Source organism: Brevibacillus schisleri, from assembly GCF_055685845.1.
Genome location: NZ_JBVNDM010000002.1, coordinates 35159 through 54461, shown reverse-complemented (window position 1 = coordinate 54461; position 19303 = coordinate 35159). Strand labels below are relative to the sequence as shown.

Here is a 19303-nt window from a genome sequence, read left to right as displayed (position 1 = left end):
TGAATCAAATGCTCCTGAAGAAAAGACAGGCGAAAAAATCCGTTCGCGGGATTTACCTGCAAGATAAAGAACTGAAACAGACAGTTTTCCAGCCAGGACAGAATTATAAATACGTGGTGGATGTTGCAAGTCGGAAGATCATCATTCTGTCTTCGCAAGATGCAAGTGATAACGTGGTTTCAAAGCGGCAAGTCACAGGTGGGGAAAAGCCGGTCATCGATATTCGTAGCAAAGAAGCTCTTTCGGTTTTTGCTGGGGCAGACTACTTGCAAGTTGAAATTTTCCAAGACCAGATCGTTGTAGAGGGATTCGTACAAGAGCCGGTAGGTTTCCTGACGAAAGCCGTACATGAGGTTAAGAAAGCATTCAGGAAGGCTGTACCCGCTACTGATATTACTCAATTACTGTCCGTCAAGCAAAAGGCGCGGGTTGTCTTTTCGCAGAAGGAATTGGAAAAGGCAGTCAGTGTCGGCGGAGTCCGAGAGCAATTAACATTTGATTTCGGGGAATACGGAAAAACTTACAGCTCAGACCAGATAGAAGCTATTCAGTCCCGCTTGAAAAATGTAAAAATTCCTCTTGATGTAGTGAGTCTTTTCTCGGGTGCTGGGGTGCTGGATCAGGGATTCGTAGAGGCTGGCTTCCAAATTATACTCGCAGTTGAAAATGATACCGATGCAGTAAAGACCTATAGAGCAAATCATGGTGACACAATTATAGAGGCAGATATGATCGAGATTGACAAGAACACGCTACCAAAAGCTCCAGTAATGATTGGTGGAGGTTCATGTAAGCCGTTTTCCAACTCAAACAGGCAGGAAACGAGGTTGTTGAATCATCCAGACTTTACGTTAGTACGGGCTTTTATCGATTCGGTCAAAGCGAACAAGAACTGTAAGGTGTTTGTGTATGAGAATGTACCGCCGATTCTGACTGCCTGCGATGGGCAGATCAGGAAGGAGTTTTACGAGGAGTTATCAGATTTTGAAATTACCTCCGATGTTCTGTGTGCCGCTGATTATGGTTCAGCTCAATTGAGGCATCGAGCAATCTTTATTGGCAGTACGATCGGCAAGATTGATTTACCCAAACCGGAATTTAAAGCGGAAGAGTACACAACGGTCTACGAAGCATTCCAAGGACTTCACAATGGAATCCCAAACCAGCTTGACTATTCGGTAGCCAAAGACATCACCAAAGAGCGTATGCGCCATGTGCCTGCTGGTGGGAATGTATTTGATATCCCAGAAGCAATAAGACCGGGAGGCGTACACAGTGACATGTATCGGCGTTTGGAATGGGACAAACCTTCCATCACTATAGTTAACCCGCGTAAGTCTATGATTCTTCACCCAGAAGAAGACCGGATTATTTCTGTTCGGGAAGGGGCGCGACTTTTAGGGCTGGCAGATCAATATATCTTTCGAGGAAAGTTGGGAAGTATGCAACAACAGATAGCCAATGCTGTACCTGTGGAACTGGCGAGAGCAATAGGCAAGGTTATTAAGGCGGCAGTTATGCAATTCAACATCACCCAACGACAACAGGCGTATACGTAGAGAGGAGATTTTCTTAAGACCGTTTGTTGACATATCACTATATATGGTTTATACTAAAATAGTAAGCGATAGATCAAACGAGAGGGTGAAAGAAAGTGAAAAAGTATGAGTTAAGCACTAGCTCGCATAATGGAGTTAGTCAGGTTCGAGGCTCCAACTATTATGATTCGGTCGAGCAATTGATAGAGGCTTACCGAGAGGTCAAAGTGGACTCAGCGAGGGTCGTTAAGTACATCGGCTTATCGCTGGAATATAAGAACAGTTTGAACTACAGAATTCGCCAGGAAATTGTGGAGTCCGAAAACAAAGTAATTATGGAGGCATTCCAGGATGCCGGGTATGATCTTTTTAAAACAATGAGTGGCGTAATGTTCCTGAAATAGAATGCCGAGGACCGATTGGGAAAGGTCGCCAATCGGTCCTCGGGAGTAAAATTCACAAGGCAAAAATCAAACCACTTTGGGGAAAGGATCTTCCCCAAAAGCGGAAAGAGAAGGGGCGCGTAAAAATGAATGGTACTAGAAAAATGTTTCGGATAGTTGGCAGCGGAACCGCAGAGACAGTCGATCAAATTAAAAACATGCTGGAGTCAATTGGGATACTTGTAGATGTCGATTTGGAAGCAGATTTTAATGAATGGATAGAAACTCTACCAACTGATCCGGTGGAGGGCTTTAATCAAGAAGCAACGCAGTGGATTCGTCATTGGGGAATTGGTGGGGGAGATTTTAGTACCGAAGAGTCAATTGCAAATTGTTCCCCATCTAATATTCCGAAGGAATGGGCTAATGATGCCTATAACTCCTTCGAAGGGTATTCCAAAAACTCATTTGATGCAGCTCGTTTGATTATGGAGCTGGTCGGTGAAGTGCTATACGATTTGCGAAGCAATGCAACTCCTGCACTTGTTTCTTGTCAGCCTTGCAAAGGAACAGGTAGGGCAGATGATGATGAAAAGTGCGACCTTTGCTGGGGGACAGGATTGGTTTCAGAAGGGGAGGAGGAAGACAGGAGTTCAGGAGAAATCGTAAGCCTTGAACTAGGGAAGCGATATAGATTTATCTATCGGTATGTTGTTCATCATGGCACATTATCCCGAATGGAACCGATAGAAGTAAATCATTTGAAATATAGGGAACTTCAATTTTCCGATGTTATTGCAGATAGTTTAGTATTTGGAATCCCATCGCCATCCGTTATAAATGTCGGTGACCTTGATATATCAGAAATAAAACTAGAAGACGTATGTGAAAAACAGGCATAATAAAGTGACTAGCCGAGGGCATTCGGCTAGTTTCTTTGTTGACATATCACAATATATGGTTTATAATAGTGATTGTAAGCGATAACTGAATTTCGAGCTGGCTTTTGGGGGAGTTTCTCTCCCCCAAAAGCTACCAATGAGCAAGGGGGAAACTATGTTAACAAGCAGCATCATGTCCTATAAAGACCGTGGTAAATGGGGAAATCCCCGTTATCGAGGAAATTGCTCCGGTTGGGTCATATATAATTTGCTTAAGCATTTTCAGCCGAAAGCATTTACCGAAATATTTGCCGGGGGTGGAACCGGTTACGAAGTGGCCAAAGAGCTGGGGTACACATCGAGTATCCATCTTGATTTAAACCCGCAGTTTGGCGGCTGGAACGCCCTTACCGATGATTTACCAGGAGGAAGCGATTTCACCTTTCTCCATCCCCCTTATTACAACATCATAAAATATAGCGGCGAAATGTACGGGGAGCCGCACCTGGACGACCTTTCTCGCTGCACGAGCTACGCAGACTTTCTAATGAAATCAAATCTGGTCAATGCAAAAGCATTTTCGGGACTGCGAAATGGCGGGAGAATGGCTGTGTTGGTGGGGGATGTCAGAAAGGATGGTCAACTGTACTCTCTTCAAAAAGATATGCAATGGTTTGGTCATATTGAATCCATCATCATCAAAGAGCAGCATAATTGCGAGTCAGATCGTCGGCGGTATCGAGGTAGCTTTATCCCAATCGAACATGAATATCTCATCATCATGAAAAAGGCTAATGTTTGGGTCGTGCCTATCGCAATCAGTAAAAAAGTCATGGTAGACATTCGGGATTCTTTGAAAGTTACATGGAGGGATTTGGTCCAAGCTGCCTTAGAATCAATTGGTGGTGAGAGCAGCCTAGAAACGTTGTATGGGGTCCTGGAGAGTTCTGCGAAAGCTAAATCCAATCGTCACTGGCGGGAGAAAATACGCCAAACATTACAAATCTACAGGGATTTTGAACGTGTAGAACGAGGTTATTGGAAATTAACGTCATTTGACGATGGGAAAGCTTGTGCGTGATAAGGTTCGGGGGAGGGGAATCCTTCCTCCGATTAATTGACACGTCCATTTGTACGTGTTATAAATGATTGATACGTATAACTAAACGTGTGAGGTGTTTGTGTGAAAAAAGACCGATACGTCTATCCAGCAAAATTTCAAGATTCTGAGGATGGTATATCCATCGAGTTTCCTGATTTTCCTGGTTGCTTCTCATGTGCAACCGACTATGAAGAAGCAATGAATTATGCCAAAGATGCTATGGCCTTGCACATTTATGGTATGGAAAAAGACGGTGAAGAAATTCCAAAAGCATCGAATTTATCAAAAATCATAATGGATGATCCTGACTGCACTGTTGCGCTGATTGAAGTGTGGATGCCTCCTTTTAGGGATGAAATGGTCAATAAAGCCGTAAAGAAAACATTGACTATCCCGCAATGGCTAGATGAATTGGCAATAGCGAACAAAGTGAATTTTTCAAGAGTGCTACAAGAGGCGCTAAAAGATTATCTTGGGGTTAATAAGAAATAATCGTATAGGGCGTTGCGCGAGGGCTGCGCCCTCACGCCGGGGGTCGGGAGTACGCCGATAACCAGGGAGAGTAAGGCGGGCGAGCCGCCCAACTCTCCCTAGGTTCCTGTCGTCCTCTAGTTCCTCCGTCCCCTAACGCAAAATCAAAAGCATGAAGGATAAAAGCCCAGACTAGAAAGGAGGTATCCCGTCTGCGCCGGGATACCTTGATTAAGAAAGGCCTGCGACAGCTGGGGAGATGAGTGGCGTAAGCGATGGCATTACCGGCAAGGCGTAGACTGTCAAGGGCTTTCGCGGCATATCCTCCCTGCGCTGCGCTGCGGTCCGGTATTCCACGGTCCCTTGACAGTCTACGGTCGGCGGTAGTGGCGGGCTATGCCGCCCGGAACCTCAGGAAAAGCCGATACTCCAGGATTCCGGACGGAAGCCTATTATGTACCGCCGACTTCCCAAGCCTGCTGCAGCTGCGTGCGGATCGGTAGATAGCCTCTCCCGTTTTTCCTAGGAAAGGCCGAGAATAAAGCATGCTGTCGTCGGTATTTTTTATCAAAAATAGTTGACATATCCCTTTATATGGTTTATAATTATAAATGTAAGCGATACTAAACTGATAGGGGAGAAGCTGTATGTTGAGATTTGAAAAAATGGAAAATAGCCGCACTTTTCATGCCGTTCCTTTTGATCTTGGAAATGATATTTATCCTCCAATTCAAACACTATCTGATCTGAGAAAGGTCCTTTCCACATACTCACTTGAGGAAATCAAGGAAGGACAGCGAGGGGATACCCCAAGCGAAAAAGTTACTTTTGATGAGGTTGTGTTAAATTTTCAGGAAATGAATAAAGCTGAACTGGAAAAACATATCTCTACCAAACGCATCACATTTAGCTGGGTGCCATTCAAGCTGTTACGTGCAGAGGATTTTGAAGACGACAACAATCCGGTATTTGTTCAAAATATAACAAAACTCCTGGATGAACTTCCAGAAGCCTAAAAGTGAACTGATAAAGTTTTAGTACCGATTTGTACAAAACTTATTTGAAGGAGAGATTTCTTATGTGTTCAACTGTATATATTACAAAAACGCTGGAGTTATCAACCGCTCATATTAAAAAAGAAACAAACCGTTTATTTGAAAGAGACGAGGTGGAAGTTGTATTCTATTCCAAAGGTGCCAATCAAGACCAAGTTGGTTGGTTAATGCAAGTACCTGTACAGGACGATAAGGATGCTCATATTCCTGACGATCTACCGGAAGAACTTTATGCAATTATTGCTATTGCTCAAGAAAATGAATGCCAATGGATAATGTTTGATCGGGATGCCGATAAAATTGATTCACTTTCTGTATTTGATTGGTAAATATCAGCTTGAATGGAAAACTGGTAAACAGTGGTTCGATTATGGGACCACTGTTTATTTGTGTAAAAATGTTGATATATCACTAAAAATGGTTTATAATTTAATGGTAAGCGATAATAATGTGGAGTTGATAAAGAGTGAAGCTATTTTCCAAACACCAACCAGAAGCAAAGAAAATGAGAAAATCATTCCTAAAGCGTTTGTATAAAATCAAAGACCGGCTTTACTTGGAAGCAAAGTATCTGGCAGATTACGGGTTTTCTATTGGTCAAGCCATCAAATACGAAGTCGATAATAAAAACAAAAAAATCACGATAACACCGGTTCGAAGCGAGGCAAAGCGTCACGTAGCGAAAACGACCCAGAAAACAGGAAAAGTCGTTCCAGTAATTGATATCAAAGGGGAGGAGGTTCGGCAGTTTTTTGCCTCTCACCAGCAAGTAGAAGTAGAGATCCGTAAGGGAAAGATTCTCTTTACTGTTTCGGTCGAGGCTAAAGCCCAGGAAATCGAAAACGTAGTCTGCCTAAATGAGCTGCGTGCAGAGAAAGAAACACGGCAATACGCGGTCAGCGTCCGTGACTTTGCTGCGGCAGCGAATTACTCACAGCTATCCATTTTCGACCTATTCCAAGCCGATCAAAAGGAAGTAAATCAGTCCACTAAGAACAATGTAGGCAGTTGGCTCAAGAAAAAGGCTATTTCTATGATAAGTTTGTTTTCGGGGTGCGGTTCCATGGACAAGGGTTTTCTGGATGACGGAGGTTATGACATTGTTTTCGCAAATGATCGGTTCGACAAGCGAGCGCTTCGGAATTATCATATTGAAACCTACCGCCGAAATATTGGCGATCATATCATTACGCAAGATGTTTTGGATTTTACAAAGGAGGACATCCCCCAAGTAGATTTTGTAGCAGCCGGTATCCCCTGCGTGAAATTTAGTTCTCTGAATACCATCAATAATTTTCGTGACACCGATTCAATCACTCATCCATTGGTTGAGCAGACGCTAAATGTCATTGAATGGAGTAACGCAAAAGCTTTCTTGATCGAGAATGTAGAGAACTTTTTAACGGTTAAAGGGGGTGCAATGGTAAAGCGCTTTAAAGAAAGGCTACCACAATTTGGGTTGATACCGGAATATATTAATGCGGCCCAACTTGGTTCAGCTCAAAAAAGAACGCGGGCATTCATTCTTGGTATTCGTGGTGCGAGTCCTACACTACAGCTTCCCCATCTTTCGGAGTATCGGACAGTAGCAGACGCATTTCAAGACATAGAAAACGCACCGCAGCAGGACTGGCATTTCAATCCTACGCCGTTAATTTTGGAGCGAATGAAGCATGTCCCAGAGGGGGGCAATATCACCAGCGTTCCCCAGCACCTCAGGGCACCAAATAAGAAATTTACAAACTATTGCATGCGATTGAATAGACATGGACAAGCTCCGGTCATCACACACGTTCAGGACGAGGTTTTTTTTCATTACGAATTAGATCGGTACTTAACCGTAAGGGAAACCGCGAGGTTATTCTCATTACCTGATGACTTTTTGTTCACGGGGAGCCTGACAGCTGTGTTCGAAATGTTGAAAAATGCTGTTGACTATAAAGTTTCACGGTTCCTTGCAAAAATAATTAGAAAGCAATTAATTCCGATACTTTAGTAGCAAAAGCCAGTGATAAGCTGGCTTTTTTACTTGTCTAGTGATATACAAAAGGTCTAATAGACCATTTGAAAATAGTTTGTTGACATATCACCATATATGGTTTATAATTATTTGTGTAAGCGATATTCCACTACTTTCAAGGAGAAAATTACAATGACTAAACAATATGTTCTAAATCTCGAAACGTCTAAAATTGAATTGCAGTTCTCTAAAGAAGAGTATCAATCTCTAGCCATGGATGAGAAAAAGACATTAAGAAGTGCTTTTATTTTCTCAGGTTCTCGTTCCGCTTGGGTGTCCCGTTCAACCAATAATCATTTTTCAGCTATCCGTGTAGCTAAACAACTAGGCTTTACAGATGGCGGAAAAACTGGAGAACGCTTGTCTTACGCTGAGAAAGTGGAAAGGCAAGTAGAAAAAGCAGAAGCAAGAATTGAGCGCTATGAGAAGTATGCGGACAATGCAGAGACAAGAGCAAAAAACCTGCAAGCAGACTTAAACAGTAAGCGCGGTGACATTTCATTTTTTACGCAACCGATTATTGCAGGACATGCAGGAAGTCAACGGTTTGCACGTCAAAGAGAAAAAATGTATGACCGTTATCATAAAGGATTTGAAGAGTACCGCAAAAGTGAGTATTTCCGCGATAAAGCTACAACAGCAGAACAAACTGCAAGTATGAGTAAATTTAAGAATAGATCGTATCTAAGTAACAGAATTGAAGAATGCAATAAAAATATCCGAGAGTACCAGCGTCGAATTGCTCGGGCAGAAGAGACTCAAAACGAATCATACATGGAAACTCTACTAGAGAAAATGGAATATGAATTAGATAAACTTGCATTTCTCCATAATAAAATGGACGAGATCGGCGGCGTACAATTTAATAAAGATAATCTAAAGGCTGGATATCTCGTTAAAATTCGCGGCAGCTGGTATCCAGTTGTTAAAGCGAATGCAAAGACTGTGGAGGTTAAACCTGATGTTGTTCCATATACGCTCAAATACGCTTATGCTGAAATTCAGGAAATGAAAATTCCTGAGGGATGGATGGAAAAGAAAAAGGAAGCATTTAATCCTTTTGAGGTAGACGACATTTTAATTCGTACAGCTATTGGCGGCAATAAAATTATTAAAGCTTTCCAAGTTGTTAAAAAGACTGAAAAAAGCGTGACAATCAAAGAAATATATATAGAAAACAATATTCCCCAGAGGAATAACTTCAAAATAGGATTACAAGAGAGACGTGCAGTTAAACAAGATAGAGATAACAATTTTGTAGTAAATCATGATGATTGGTATCTATACAAATATAACAGCGCAGTATAAAAATAAGGGATTTTCTAGCCTTCATTGTTGACATATCACTTAAAATGGTTTATTATTAAAGAGTAAGCGATAGACCATTTTGAGTGAAAGGATGAGGAACAATGAAACGGTATGAATTGGGTACAGCTTGGAATGATGGGGTCAGTCAAGCGGAAGGCTCCAGCTCTTACGAAACGGTGGAGGAATTGTAACGAGCGGCAGCTTGTTCTTGAAATAGAGTCACGCGGTCCGCTTGGGGTTTTGCCCCAAGCGGACATAAAAAACGAAAGGAGAAAAACCGAGAATGCCAAGAAAAAATGCATTTTCTAAAGCCAAATACGATCAAATCAAGAATGAGCGCTATGTCGTGATCATTTTCGAAAACGGGCAAAGGGAATTTACGCATGGGGGAGTGCCCGCGGATAAAGCTTTGGAATTGGTTCAGCTCCACAGTCGTATGAGTCCCTATAAAACAGTCTTGGTCTTTAACGAAAAGGAGCTAAAAAACCCTGCGACTGGACGGACAGACTTGTGTATTGAAAGAAACCAGTCCTACTACGAGAGATACAGCCAAAAGACGAGGATAGAAGCGACAGCTGGTTTGGATGTCATCTAAGTGCTGGTATCCGCTTGGGACATGCCCAAGCGGATACCAAAATGACCATGAAAGCCTATCGGGGAGGGATATAAATGAATCAATTGGAAAAGTTAGCGCAGCGCGTTCAGGATTTGAGTGTTGATTTAAAGGATGCTATCCATGAGGGGGATATGGCTAGGGCATCGAGTGTCATCGAGGAAATTCGTAGCGCATTGGTCGATATGGAAGAGGCTGCATGACGAGCAGTTGAAATAGCAAGTTCGTCTCGATGGATTTCTTGTATTTGTTTTTGGGGGCGGCGCTGGCTGTAAGGATTAGTTTCGGGGTCGTCGTGTTTTATGCTTCGCGCTGGTTCTATGAGAAAAAAATCGTCCAATTGCGGTTGTGTCCTCATCGTTTCGTGGGAAGTCCTAAGTCTACAGAAAGGATAGAAGCCTGAAAAACTTATGGCAGGGCGCGGGCGTTACGGGAGGGCATAGCCCTCCCGCCGGGGGTCGGGAGTACGCCGATAACCAGGGAGAGTAAGGCGGCAAGCCGCCCAACTCTCCCTAGGTTCCTGTCGTCCTCTTGGTCCTCCGTCCCCTAACGCAAAAACATGAAGGAGCAAAACCGGAAAGGAGATATCCCGTCTACGCCGGGATATCCTGATCCTTAGGGGGCTATGCCCCCTGTGGGGATGAGCAGCTTAATCGATGGAATGACCGGCAAGGCATAGGTAGTCAAGGGCTTTCGCGGCATAGTCCTCCCTTCGCTTCGCTACGGTCCGGTATTCCACGTCCCTTGACAACCTACGGTCGGCGGTAGGGGTTGGCTTTGCCGCCCGGAACCTCAGGAAAAGTCGATACTCCAGGATTCCGAACGGAAGCCCATTGTGTACCGCCGACTCCCCAAGCCTGCTGCAGCTGTAACCGGATCGGTAGTTTGCCCCTCCCGTCTTTCCTAGGAAAAGCCGCAAAAAAGACGTGCGTTTACCGGTATTATTTATCAAGCTAATTGACATATCACTATTTTTGGTTTATAATAATAAATGTAAGCGATAATCAACTATTCAAGGAGAGTGCTAATCATGAGTCAAACAAAAACATTGTCCAGCCTGATCGAACAGTTTACCCCCCAAACACAATACACTCTTTGGGCATTCAGCGAGTTTGGATTCCCTTACCATATGCACGTTACTTTGCTGGAGGCTGATATCAAGCCATACGCTCAATATCCTGAGACATTGGTTCTTCGCTTCAAGCAAAAAGGGAAGAGAAAGGAAACCGCAATACGATTCAAGCCGAACCAAAGATTCCTGATTTGGCAAGGGTGGATTAACGTCGATTCAGATCATGTAGTCCATCGGGAAGAGTCGGGAGGGGTTTCCATCGGGCACAGCCTGACATGCTTCAATAAGGAATACATACAGCGGGCGCTGCGATCCGTTCCTGATGAGCCGTTTATCCACTGGGACAGCCGGGATTAATTCTTGGCTGACCAGTTCGAAAATCACATTCAGTAAAAGGCGGGGATGATTTCATGTTTATCCAACTCAGCGAAAGAGCGAAAGAAACTTGTAAAAAGCACTATGGAAGCTACAAAAAATGCGGCTGCGGAACATGCCCGATTGTAAGAGTATGCCACGCAGGGCCGACAGGAACACGGTTGACGGTGGACTCGCATAACCGGCACACTCAACAAATTAATGAAGCAGCCGAAGCAGTTTGAGAGAGGGTAAAGCCCTCTCTTTTTTATTTACCCTTATATAACAGTAATTGAATTACTTATATATAACTGTAACGGAATTAAACGCATGAAATCAGCGTTTTCCGAGGACAACCGGGGAAGGCAAAGGACACACCCGAGTAAACCTACAGTAGAGAGGGAAGTCGGCGGTGGACAATTGCCGAAGCGACCGGGGCGCAAGGAGAAGGAGCGTTTTCCTGAGGGGTCCCGGTCGGCAAATCGACCGCCAACCGCCGACCTGAGCTTGTCAAGGGACCGTGGAATACCGGACCGGAGCGAAGCGCAGGGAGGATTATGCCGCGAAAGCCCTTGACCAGTTCAGCCGAACGGATAAGAAAAGAAGGAGCCAAGATAACTGCATATCTTTTGTATAACATTAGTTATGCATTGCATATACAATAAATTACCTTTATATAACAGTATTTTAATTACTATTAATTAATGGTTTTTATTTGTTTGCTTGTACATTTTTCCTTTTGTTGTTTTAATGGTAGTAGTTGGGGAAGGAGGGTTTTTTATTAGCGTTTCATTTGATGTTGTTTATCGTCGCGTTTCTGATTTGAAGCCGCACCCAATGAACCTTTACTTTCATTCACCTTTAGACATTGTAGATCGGCAGAACTTAAAAACAAGTATCGAGCTTCAAGATGTGCTGGAACCGGTTTGGATTACGACTGATATGGTTATTATTTCAGGTCATCAAAGGTGGGAGATTTGTTCAGAGATTGGCAAAGAGCAAATTCCCACCAGGACTGTTGAGGCACCAGAGGAAGATATTGAAATTTTGATCGTAGCAGCTAACACAGATCGAAGGCAGGAAGAAAAGGATTTAATGAGAAAAGCAAGGCAAGCAGAGGTACTTTGCAGACGCGCTGGCATATCTCGGGGCGGTGATCGTACTGCAAAAGGTCTATTAGACCGACTGAATCAGGAAGATATCGCAAAATCTTTCGGTGTTGACGTAAGGACTCTTAGGCGGCTCTTAAAGCTTCTTTGTCTAATCGAACCGATTCAAGCGCTGGTTTCCAGTAATGATCTAGGCTTGTATGCTGGCAATGCTTTGGCTTCTCTGACGGAGGAAGAACAGCAAAAAGCTTATCAGATGCTAATTAGCTATGAAGAACCATTAACATTGAAGCTAGTGAAAGAGGTTTGCCAAAAGGTCCTTGGAGTACAGGAAGAAATTGAAATTGAGGAAGGGGACAAGGTTAAGGCAAAAAAGAATGAAAGTGATACTTTCGATAAGATCGAGCAAAAGCTTCTAAAAATCGGGGAGAAAATGACAATCGATGAGAAACAGGAGATGTCGATTCGCCTGAGAGAATTAGCTGATCGTATAGTTACTGTTATGTAACGGTAAGCCTGCAATCATTAAAGGTTGCGGGCATTTTTTATGGCTTTTAAACGCACTATGAGTTTCGATGAATAGGGCGTGAGTAGGGCCTCGAAGCAAGAAAATACGCCTGTAAAACGGGGAAAAAGCGGCGGTGTAGGTACTGCCCTGGAGCGTAGCGACTGTGGCAGCCGAACCCCCATGCCCCCGTATTTTGGGGGATATGGGGTGTTTGCAGGATAAAGAGTTGCCAGCGGCAACTCTAAAAACCTTGCTTCCGCAAGGTTGATTGTGTATGCAAGATTTATTTTTTTAGCATACACTTTATTGGAAAACATTGCTATAATAAGAATAGATGTGTATACAAGGAGTGATTTAAATGGTTGGTACAAAAAAGAGTACAAGCGATACACCGAGAAAACCCAGAAGAAAGACTGTTAATGCTAGGTCAAATAAGCAAGTTAGGGTTCCAGAGAAAATTTATGGGGATATTGCTCTCATAGCGGAAAAGGAAAATACAACTATTCAGGAACAGTTTGATAAGGCCCATGTATTTTACGTGCGTAGTTACAATAACAATCGATTACATGAAATGAGTTTTACAGGAGAAGTCATGGCTGCGATCAAGAAGGTAGAGACCCGTCTTGCCAATATATCAGCTAAAGGAATGATGGATTCGGCAACTTCGCTTGAGTTGCTTATTGAAGCATTGAGTAAAGGTAGGAGCGAAAAGGAGATTGACGATATGTACTATGCTGCAAGGCAAAGGGCAGCTGCGAACGTAAAAAGGAAATTGGATAAAGAAGGGCTGGGTGATGTGTGAATTCAAAGAAAGGAGAAAATCAATGTATTGGTATATTGGTGGAGCTGCGCTTTGCTTTTTGACGATCGGAAGGTACGGATTGACAGGGGAGGCTTTAGTAGGATGTGTTTTTGCGGTTTTTCTTTTAGTGCTATCGAGGATAGATTTAAAAGAGAGGTTGTTACCTGATCGGATTGTTCTTCCAGGGTTGGCTCTGTTTTTTTGTCTGAGATTGGTTGTGCATCCGGTCTATAGCGTAGTCGAATATTTCATTGGAATGGCAATCAGTTTTAGCGTGTTCTGGCTTCTTGCCATTATTACAAAAGGTGGAATAGGTGGGGGAGATATCAAGCTAAATGCTGTCGTTGGATTACTAGTGGGTCCGTATCTTTTGATCCTATCTTTCCCATTGTTCATTATTTTTGGAGTTATCACTTTTTTGATTTTGGCAAAGAGTAGGAAGGATAGTGTTCCAGTCGGACCAGCAATCGCGGCCTCTGCCATTGTGACCTACCTATACGGAGCAGATATCCTGAAATATTACCATTACTTAATAGTTAATTAATGATACTTGGGAGGCTATCGTCAATGGCAAAGGGACAGCCGCAAAAGCAGCGGCGAGGTTCCCTTGTGGTTCTTAAAGTTCGGTATACGAAGAAACTTAATCATGCCAAAAATCAAGTCCTTTATATTGCCGAAAGATCAAGGGAACTGGAAAAGGAGAACCGTGAAGTCTTTAGCTCCACTGAGGACAGAGCAGATTATAGATCTTTTATGGACAGGTTGGACGATAAAGCTACGAGACATCCAAAGGCGGTGAAGTCTCATCACTTAATCATTTCAATGAAACGAGAAGATTTTGATCGTTATGGTGCCGACTACAAAAAGATAGTAAGGGAGACTATGCAAGGGATTGAGAGGGAAAAAGGAATCAAGCTTGATTGGGTAGCAGCGACTCATCCTAACGAGAGGAATCCTCATGTTCATGTCATTGTTAAGGCAGTTGGAAAGACACCAGAAGGTCGAAATAAACGATTTCGCATCGACAAAGACGAGTTTCGGGAGATACGTGGGGACATCTATCGGATTTTACGGGAGGAACGGGCTGTTAGGCGATCTATCGAGCGTAGTATTCTGGAACAAGCTCGGGAAGGGAGGAATCATACATTGGAACGCCAAAGAGATGCCCCTAAAGCAATGCGTGCTGGTCAATCCGTTGCAAATCAGATGAGGCGATTAATTCGAGAAGAAGAGTTCCGACAGGAATTAGAGCAAAGGCGCAAACAGCGGGAGATGGAAAGAGGGGGGAGGATATTATGAAGAAGAAAGAAAAAATCGGCATAAGGCAGCTCTTGATTAACCGATATATGGTAGTAGGGATCATATTGGTGATGCTTGATTTGTATTTGATCGGCTCATTAAGTTATATGGTGGGGATGAAGGTTCCATTAAAAGACTTTGAGGAAATGGTGCTCATGCGTCCGTTCAATACCTTGGATGTCTTGTTGCATGCTGAATCAGAATCTGAATTGAAAACGAGACAGTTCTGGTTAACTCTTCAAATCCCGTTTTTCTTCTTTTTTGTGATGACTCTCTATAAACTAGATAAATCGAAATCTGTAGAAATGAAGGTCGAAGAAGCAGCGGAATACGGGGCGCACGGAACTTCTCGTTGGGCTACAGAAGACGAGATAGAGGAATGGTGGTTGCAGCACGAGAGTAAAGTGGGATTGTATCTTGGTCAGTTTAATGGCAGGTCAGCCGTTCATCCTACAGATTGGAGGGAGACAGACTTAAATCAATGTACAGTTATTTTTGGAGCATCCGGGGCGAAAAAAAGCCGTTCTTTTATCAACCCGAACGTTTATAAAGCCATGTACGATGGACTTTCCATTGTGGTGACTGACACCAAAGGAGCTGTATATAATGCAACGGCCAAGAAATTGAGGAAGAATGGATATAAGGTGTACACTCTTAATTTCTTGAAGCCAGCGAAAAGTGACTGCTGGAACATTTTGGACACAATAACTGATTTTTCGGATGTTCTTAAACTTGCTCAAGCGATTATGGATAATACTCGTAATCCTCATAGTGGATCTGATGAAGTGTGGGGTAATGCTGAAAAGGCGTATTTGCAAGCATGCATCTTGTACATATTACGTGAGCGCCCGGATGAAGAACGTCATATGCCTTCTGTTCTTGAATTTGGGGTGTGGGGTGCTCAAAATCCTGAGTTGATGGACCAATTGTTTGATGCGTTGCCGAATGGCCACGATGCTAAAAAGGCATATGCGCTTTTCCAAATTGCAGAAGAGAAAATGCGCAAGGGGATACAAATTGGTTTCTCCACTCGGCTGCAGGTTTTTCTTGATCCAGGTATTGCGTATATGTGGTCCAATAGTGATTTTGATTTAAAAGATTTAGGAAGAGAGAAGATCGCGCTCTTTTTGCTGATTAAGGATAGCGATACGACTTATGAAATGCCGGTAGCGTTAGTATTTTCCAAGCTTTATCAATCCTTGTATGACTTAGCAGAAGAATTTGACGATGGAAGATGCCCGGTGGAAGTAAGGGTATTAAAAGATGAGTTCAATAATATCGGAGTAATTGGTAACTTCGAACGTATCACCAGCACATGCCGTTCTCGGGGAATCTATCCGACCATGATCGTCCAAGGTTTGTCTCAATTTAAGAATAGGTACAATCGAGATCGTTGGTCAGAGATCATTGGGAACTGCGATACAATAGTTTTTATGACCACAAATGAAATGGAAACGGCTGAATATTTTTCTAGGCGATTAGATAAGACAACAATTCAAATTCAGAGTCAATCTGACAGGGACAGTGGAGGGTCGAGTGTAAGCCGAAATTTTGTAGGCCGAAATCTACTGACTCCTGGAGAATTGATTCGTTGGGATCGCTCGAAGATCATTGTAATGCAAAATGGAAGGCAAGCGGCTATTTTGGATAAGGTGGATTTTGAAGAATTAGAACCGAATATAGAGTTTGATTCCTGGATACAAAGACCTGATTTTCCTGACCTGAGCATCCCGATTGTTGACTACGATGAGTTTACAAGGGGATCTAATAAGGGAAAGGGAGAAGAGGTATTCTTTATCTAGGTTTATTTTGTCCGTTAATTACGTTAAAATACTTTATTTGTTTTATATGTCCGTTATTGACGTATAAAACACTTGATGGTACAATTATCCTGGTGAAATTATACCAAAGTATAGATGAAGGGGGTTCTCTAGTTAAAATTGACTATTTCTGAAAGGGGGATTCTCTTGTGAAAATGTATGTTTGCATTAAGCATCCGGTTAGTTATAAAAAGGTTGTTCAAAATCTAGGCGATCAATTTGATATCTCAGAGAATCTGAATACCCTTGAGCTTTTCACTCGGGCAATGGGGGACGAGTCTCCTGATATTATTGTGGTCGATCAGAAATTGGACTTTTATCCGAATGTCATGGTATTGAAACACAGTATTCCAATTGTCACCTATGAAGGCACATACAATACGCTGAAACACCGGATCGCTGACACTTTAGAACAACGGGCTAAAAATGGGAAAAAAGAAGAAGTTCACAACGTAGCATCGCCGAACGATTCTTCTGAAAAAGATTCTGTTGTACTTAAGGATGAAGGCGAACCAAGAGATGATGCTAAAAATGTACAAGAGTCTGAAAAGGTAAAGGATCACGAAAAGTCTACTCAAGTAGTTAATGATTTGCTTAATGAAACAAAAGAGAAAATCGATGAGGAAAAAGCAAAATCTTCATCAAGCTTCTTTAGTAAAATTCCCTTTTTTAGTCGGATGCAGAAAAAAGAACCTGATGAAAAAGGTGGTAAGAAAGGGAGCGACAATAAAGAGGGGCAACAGCTACGTGGCTCAGATGGAAATCCAAAGCCGTTGACAATAGAAACAGAAGGTTCTTCTCAGAGATCCAAGAACAATGTTGTGGTTGGCCATGAGCATGAAGAAGTAAAGGGACAAGAGAAAGTAATAACCACATCGATTGTTGAGACTATCCAAGAACAAGGAGAAGAAGAATTTCAAATCGATCACGCGAAATTAGATGAGGTCATGAGACAAGTGGCTGCAAGTTATCGGTCCCCTGATGCAGCAGCTGCGCAGGATGAAGTTGGGAGCGGCAAGGTAGATGCGGAGCCAGTGATGGAAGAAGAACCTTCTATTGAGCCGCAAGCTGGCGTTGCAGCTGCGCAGGATGAAGTTGGGAGCGGCAAAACAGATGCGGAGCCAGTGATGGAAGAAGAACCTTCCATTGAGCCGCAAGCTGGCGCAGCAGCTGCGCAGGATGAAGTTGGGAGCGGCAAGGTAGATGCGGAGCCAGTGATGGAAGAAGAACCTTCCATTGAGCCGCAAGCTGGCGTTGCAGCTGCGCAGAATGAAGTTGGGAGCGGCAAGGTAGATGCGGAGCCAGTGATGGAAGAAGAACCTTCCATTGAGTCACGCGCTGGCACAGCAGCTGTGCAGGATGAAGTTGGGAGCGGCAAAACAGATGCGGAGCCAGTGATGGAAGAAGAACCTTCCATTGAGCCGCAAGCTGGCGTTGCAGCTGCGCAGAATGAAGTTGGGAGCGGCAAGGTAGATGCGGAGCCAGTGATGGAAGAAGAACCTTCCATTGAGTCACGCGCTGGCACAGCAGCTGTGCAGGATGAAGTTGGGAGCGGCAAGGAACCTGTATCTCAAGGAATTGATATAGTACCTTCAAGTACGATTCCTACCAGCAAGGCTTCCGAGGAAACATCGTCTGTACACAACAGTGCTATTGAATCATTGGATAGTCCTTCCATACAGGGAAACGGATCATGGCAGAATAAAGCAAGAAAAGAGGATAAGGTAACTGTTGTCAAAGCTCTACCGGTTAAATCACATTACGCTGGTTTCAAGCAGCCAAAAGTTAGAAAAGGGAATGCGTGTGTAGTTACGGTAACAGGTGCGGCAGGAGGGATCGGTAAGACCGAACTAGCAATTTCTTTGTCTAGTCATTTCGGGAATAGGCTTAGAGTGGCGTTGCTTGATTTTAATTTACAGAATCCAGATGTGGGTGAAAGGACGGGCATCGGATTTCCTTTCCAAAAGACGCTATACGATGTCTTGATGCTTTACAGAAATCGAAACTTGTCTGCCTTGGCTATCGAAGAACGAATGATCTTCGAACGGGGAGTAAGCGTTTTAGTTGGGATTCCTGATCCTTCTGTAATTCCGCATGTTACCGATGATTTCTTACTAACTGTAGTTGAGATGTTAAAACCGGCCTTTGACATTATCATCATTGATTCGGACAAGTATCTGTCAGCTGTTGGCGGTTTGAATGTGTTAGTGAAAAGTGATCATGTTATCATCCCGGTCACAAGCAGCCCGAATGTTCTTGGCCATACTACTTTGCTTGTTAGCTTGCTTAAACAACAAAAGTTAACGGAGCATCAAATGGAATTTGTCTTGAATAAATACGATGAGGGCGGCATTGTAAATGAAAAACGAGTGCAGGATACATTTGGAAAACGTCCCGTTGCTTCGTTGCCTTATAATCGAAGCTTTTTAGTGACTAACGCTACTGAGAACAAAACTACTCAAATTATGCAGATGTGTCGGAATCTTGAACAGGTGATATTGGCTAGTGATAAAAACGGCAGAAAAGGCTTAATGGCCTTTTTACAAAAATAATCGTTTGAAGGGAGAGAAAGGCACTTAACCCTTCAAAAGGGTTATGCCGGTTATGATGAAAAAGCGGAAGAATTGGAAGGTGTGCGTTGTTTTTGCGTTGATGTTAATTGTCATGTTGATTCCTGAGGTTCCAGCCTTTGCAAACATCATCGGTACTCCTGAAAGGCCACCAGGGCCATTAGGAAATACTGACTCTGTTTTTAAAAAAATCATGGGATGGCTTATGTGGCTCACACCATTCACTGTCGCTGGAATTTGCGGATATCTATTTTACACGGGGATGTTTGGTGTGAAAGACAATCATAAGAGAGCCGCAACGAAAGAAACCATGTTTAACGTTGGTGTTTATGGCGCCGGTGTGTTTTGCATTGTCTCAATCGTATATGCAATTTTCGAAGTGATGGGAATTAAATAGT

Annotated in this window: 19 protein-coding genes; all 19 read left to right on the top strand. The window is 43.1% G+C overall.

What is annotated here, in order from left to right; translation table 11 throughout:
- The first annotated feature begins 8 nt into the window (after nt 1-8).
- The 19 genes from ACUUHJ_RS32250 to ACUUHJ_RS32160 all read left to right on the top strand — a co-directional run bounded on the left by ACUUHJ_RS32250 (nt 9) and on the right by ACUUHJ_RS32160 (nt 19302).
- Nucleotides 9-1559 (top strand): DNA cytosine methyltransferase, encoded by a 1551-nt coding sequence (locus tag ACUUHJ_RS32250; protein ID WP_472301316.1) that lies wholly within the window; start codon nt 9-11, stop codon nt 1557-1559.
- Between the two features lie 95 nt (nt 1560-1654).
- Nucleotides 1655-1942 carry a hypothetical protein gene (locus ACUUHJ_RS32245; protein WP_472301315.1) on the top strand — a complete coding sequence of 96 codons (288 nt, stop codon included), beginning with the start codon at nt 1655-1657 and terminating at the stop codon, nt 1940-1942.
- 125 nt (nt 1943-2067) lie between these two features.
- Nucleotides 2068-2823 carry a hypothetical protein gene (locus ACUUHJ_RS32240; protein WP_472301314.1) on the top strand — a complete coding sequence of 252 codons (756 nt, stop codon included), beginning with the start codon at nt 2068-2070 and terminating at the stop codon, nt 2821-2823.
- Between the two features lie 154 nt (nt 2824-2977).
- Complete coding sequence (locus ACUUHJ_RS32235; RefSeq protein WP_472301313.1) at nt 2978-3883, top strand: DNA methylase N-4/N-6; 906 nt, start codon at nt 2978-2980, stop codon at nt 3881-3883.
- A gap of 102 nt (nt 3884-3985) precedes the next feature.
- Entirely contained in the window at nt 3986-4396 is a 411-nt protein-coding gene (locus ACUUHJ_RS32230; protein WP_472301312.1) for a type II toxin-antitoxin system HicB family antitoxin, read from the top strand.
- Nucleotides 4397-5022: 626 nt separating this feature from the next.
- Nucleotides 5023-5391 carry a hypothetical protein gene (locus ACUUHJ_RS32225; protein ID WP_472301311.1) on the top strand — a complete coding sequence of 123 codons (369 nt, stop codon included), beginning with the start codon at nt 5023-5025 and terminating at the stop codon, nt 5389-5391.
- 62 nt (nt 5392-5453) lie between these two features.
- Nucleotides 5454-5759, top strand: a complete 306-nt coding sequence (locus ACUUHJ_RS32220; RefSeq protein WP_472301310.1) for a DUF5983 family protein — start codon at nt 5454-5456, stop codon at nt 5757-5759.
- Nucleotides 5760-5896: 137 nt separating this feature from the next.
- Nucleotides 5897-7426 (top strand): DNA cytosine methyltransferase, encoded by a 1530-nt coding sequence (locus tag ACUUHJ_RS32215; RefSeq protein ID WP_472301309.1) that lies wholly within the window; start codon nt 5897-5899, stop codon nt 7424-7426.
- 156 nt (nt 7427-7582) lie between these two features.
- Complete coding sequence (locus ACUUHJ_RS32210) at nt 7583-8758, top strand: DUF3560 domain-containing protein (RefSeq protein WP_472301308.1); 1176 nt, start codon at nt 7583-7585, stop codon at nt 8756-8758.
- Between the two features lie 283 nt (nt 8759-9041).
- Complete coding sequence (locus tag ACUUHJ_RS32205) at nt 9042-9353, top strand: hypothetical protein (protein ID WP_472301307.1); 312 nt, start codon at nt 9042-9044, stop codon at nt 9351-9353.
- Nucleotides 9354-9427: 74 nt separating this feature from the next.
- Complete coding sequence (locus ACUUHJ_RS32200; protein ID WP_472301306.1) at nt 9428-9574, top strand: hypothetical protein; 147 nt, start codon at nt 9428-9430, stop codon at nt 9572-9574.
- Between the two features lie 827 nt (nt 9575-10401).
- Entirely contained in the window at nt 10402-10800 is a 399-nt protein-coding gene (locus tag ACUUHJ_RS32195) for a hypothetical protein (protein ID WP_472301305.1), read from the top strand.
- Nucleotides 10801-11547: 747 nt separating this feature from the next.
- Nucleotides 11548-12414: a ParB/RepB/Spo0J family partition protein gene (locus ACUUHJ_RS32190; protein ID WP_472301304.1), complete on the top strand. Its 867-nt coding sequence runs from the start codon at nt 11548-11550 to the stop codon at nt 12412-12414.
- A 358-nt stretch (nt 12415-12772) separates the two neighbouring features.
- On the top strand, nt 12773-13216 hold the full coding sequence (locus ACUUHJ_RS32185; protein WP_472301303.1) for a hypothetical protein: 444 nt from the start codon (nt 12773-12775) through the stop codon (nt 13214-13216).
- Between the two features lie 22 nt (nt 13217-13238).
- Nucleotides 13239-13760 (top strand): prepilin peptidase, encoded by a 522-nt coding sequence (locus tag ACUUHJ_RS32180; protein WP_472301302.1) that lies wholly within the window; start codon nt 13239-13241, stop codon nt 13758-13760.
- Nucleotides 13761-13783: 23 nt separating this feature from the next.
- Nucleotides 13784-14515, top strand: a complete 732-nt coding sequence (locus ACUUHJ_RS32175) for a relaxase/mobilization nuclease domain-containing protein (protein ID WP_472301301.1) — start codon at nt 13784-13786, stop codon at nt 14513-14515.
- On the top strand, nt 14512-16317 hold the full coding sequence (locus ACUUHJ_RS32170; RefSeq protein WP_472301300.1) for a VirD4-like conjugal transfer protein, CD1115 family: 1806 nt from the start codon (nt 14512-14514) through the stop codon (nt 16315-16317). Before ACUUHJ_RS32175 ends, ACUUHJ_RS32170 begins: the two co-directional genes overlap by 4 nt.
- A 173-nt stretch (nt 16318-16490) precedes the next feature.
- Nucleotides 16491-18887 (top strand): AAA family ATPase, encoded by a 2397-nt coding sequence (locus ACUUHJ_RS32165; protein WP_472301347.1) that lies wholly within the window; start codon nt 16491-16493, stop codon nt 18885-18887.
- A gap of 52 nt (nt 18888-18939) precedes the next feature.
- Complete coding sequence (locus ACUUHJ_RS32160) at nt 18940-19302, top strand: hypothetical protein (protein WP_472301299.1); 363 nt, start codon at nt 18940-18942, stop codon at nt 19300-19302.
- Nucleotide 19303: the final 1 nt, after the last annotated feature.

Excerpts from the sequence above, each read along its gene's own strand:
- ACUUHJ_RS32250 (WP_472301316.1), top strand. The coding sequence starts at position 9 with ATGCTCCTGAAGAAAAGACAGGCGAAAAAATCCGTTCGCGGGATTTAC.
- ACUUHJ_RS32240 (WP_472301314.1), top strand. The coding sequence starts at position 2,068 with ATGAATGGTACTAGAAAAATGTTTCGGATAGTTGGCAGCGGAACCGCA.
- ACUUHJ_RS32235 (WP_472301313.1), top strand. The coding sequence starts at position 2,978 with ATGTTAACAAGCAGCATCATGTCCTATAAAGACCGTGGTAAATGGGGA.
- ACUUHJ_RS32225 (WP_472301311.1), top strand. The coding sequence starts at position 5,023 with ATGTTGAGATTTGAAAAAATGGAAAATAGCCGCACTTTTCATGCCGTT.
- ACUUHJ_RS32220 (WP_472301310.1), top strand. The coding sequence starts at position 5,454 with ATGTGTTCAACTGTATATATTACAAAAACGCTGGAGTTATCAACCGCT.
- ACUUHJ_RS32210 (WP_472301308.1), top strand. The coding sequence starts at position 7,583 with ATGACTAAACAATATGTTCTAAATCTCGAAACGTCTAAAATTGAATTG.
- ACUUHJ_RS32205 (WP_472301307.1), top strand. The coding sequence starts at position 9,042 with ATGCCAAGAAAAAATGCATTTTCTAAAGCCAAATACGATCAAATCAAG.
- ACUUHJ_RS32200 (WP_472301306.1), top strand. The coding sequence starts at position 9,428 with ATGAATCAATTGGAAAAGTTAGCGCAGCGCGTTCAGGATTTGAGTGTT.
- ACUUHJ_RS32195 (WP_472301305.1), top strand. The coding sequence starts at position 10,402 with ATGAGTCAAACAAAAACATTGTCCAGCCTGATCGAACAGTTTACCCCC.
- ACUUHJ_RS32190 (WP_472301304.1), top strand. The coding sequence starts at position 11,548 with ATGGTAGTAGTTGGGGAAGGAGGGTTTTTTATTAGCGTTTCATTTGAT.
- ACUUHJ_RS32185 (WP_472301303.1), top strand. The coding sequence starts at position 12,773 with ATGGTTGGTACAAAAAAGAGTACAAGCGATACACCGAGAAAACCCAGA.
- ACUUHJ_RS32180 (WP_472301302.1), top strand. The coding sequence starts at position 13,239 with ATGTATTGGTATATTGGTGGAGCTGCGCTTTGCTTTTTGACGATCGGA.
- ACUUHJ_RS32175 (WP_472301301.1), top strand. The coding sequence starts at position 13,784 with ATGGCAAAGGGACAGCCGCAAAAGCAGCGGCGAGGTTCCCTTGTGGTT.
- ACUUHJ_RS32170 (WP_472301300.1), top strand. The coding sequence starts at position 14,512 with ATGAAGAAGAAAGAAAAAATCGGCATAAGGCAGCTCTTGATTAACCGA.
- ACUUHJ_RS32165 (WP_472301347.1), top strand. The coding sequence starts at position 16,491 with ATGTATGTTTGCATTAAGCATCCGGTTAGTTATAAAAAGGTTGTTCAA.
- ACUUHJ_RS32160 (WP_472301299.1), top strand. The coding sequence starts at position 18,940 with ATGATGAAAAAGCGGAAGAATTGGAAGGTGTGCGTTGTTTTTGCGTTG.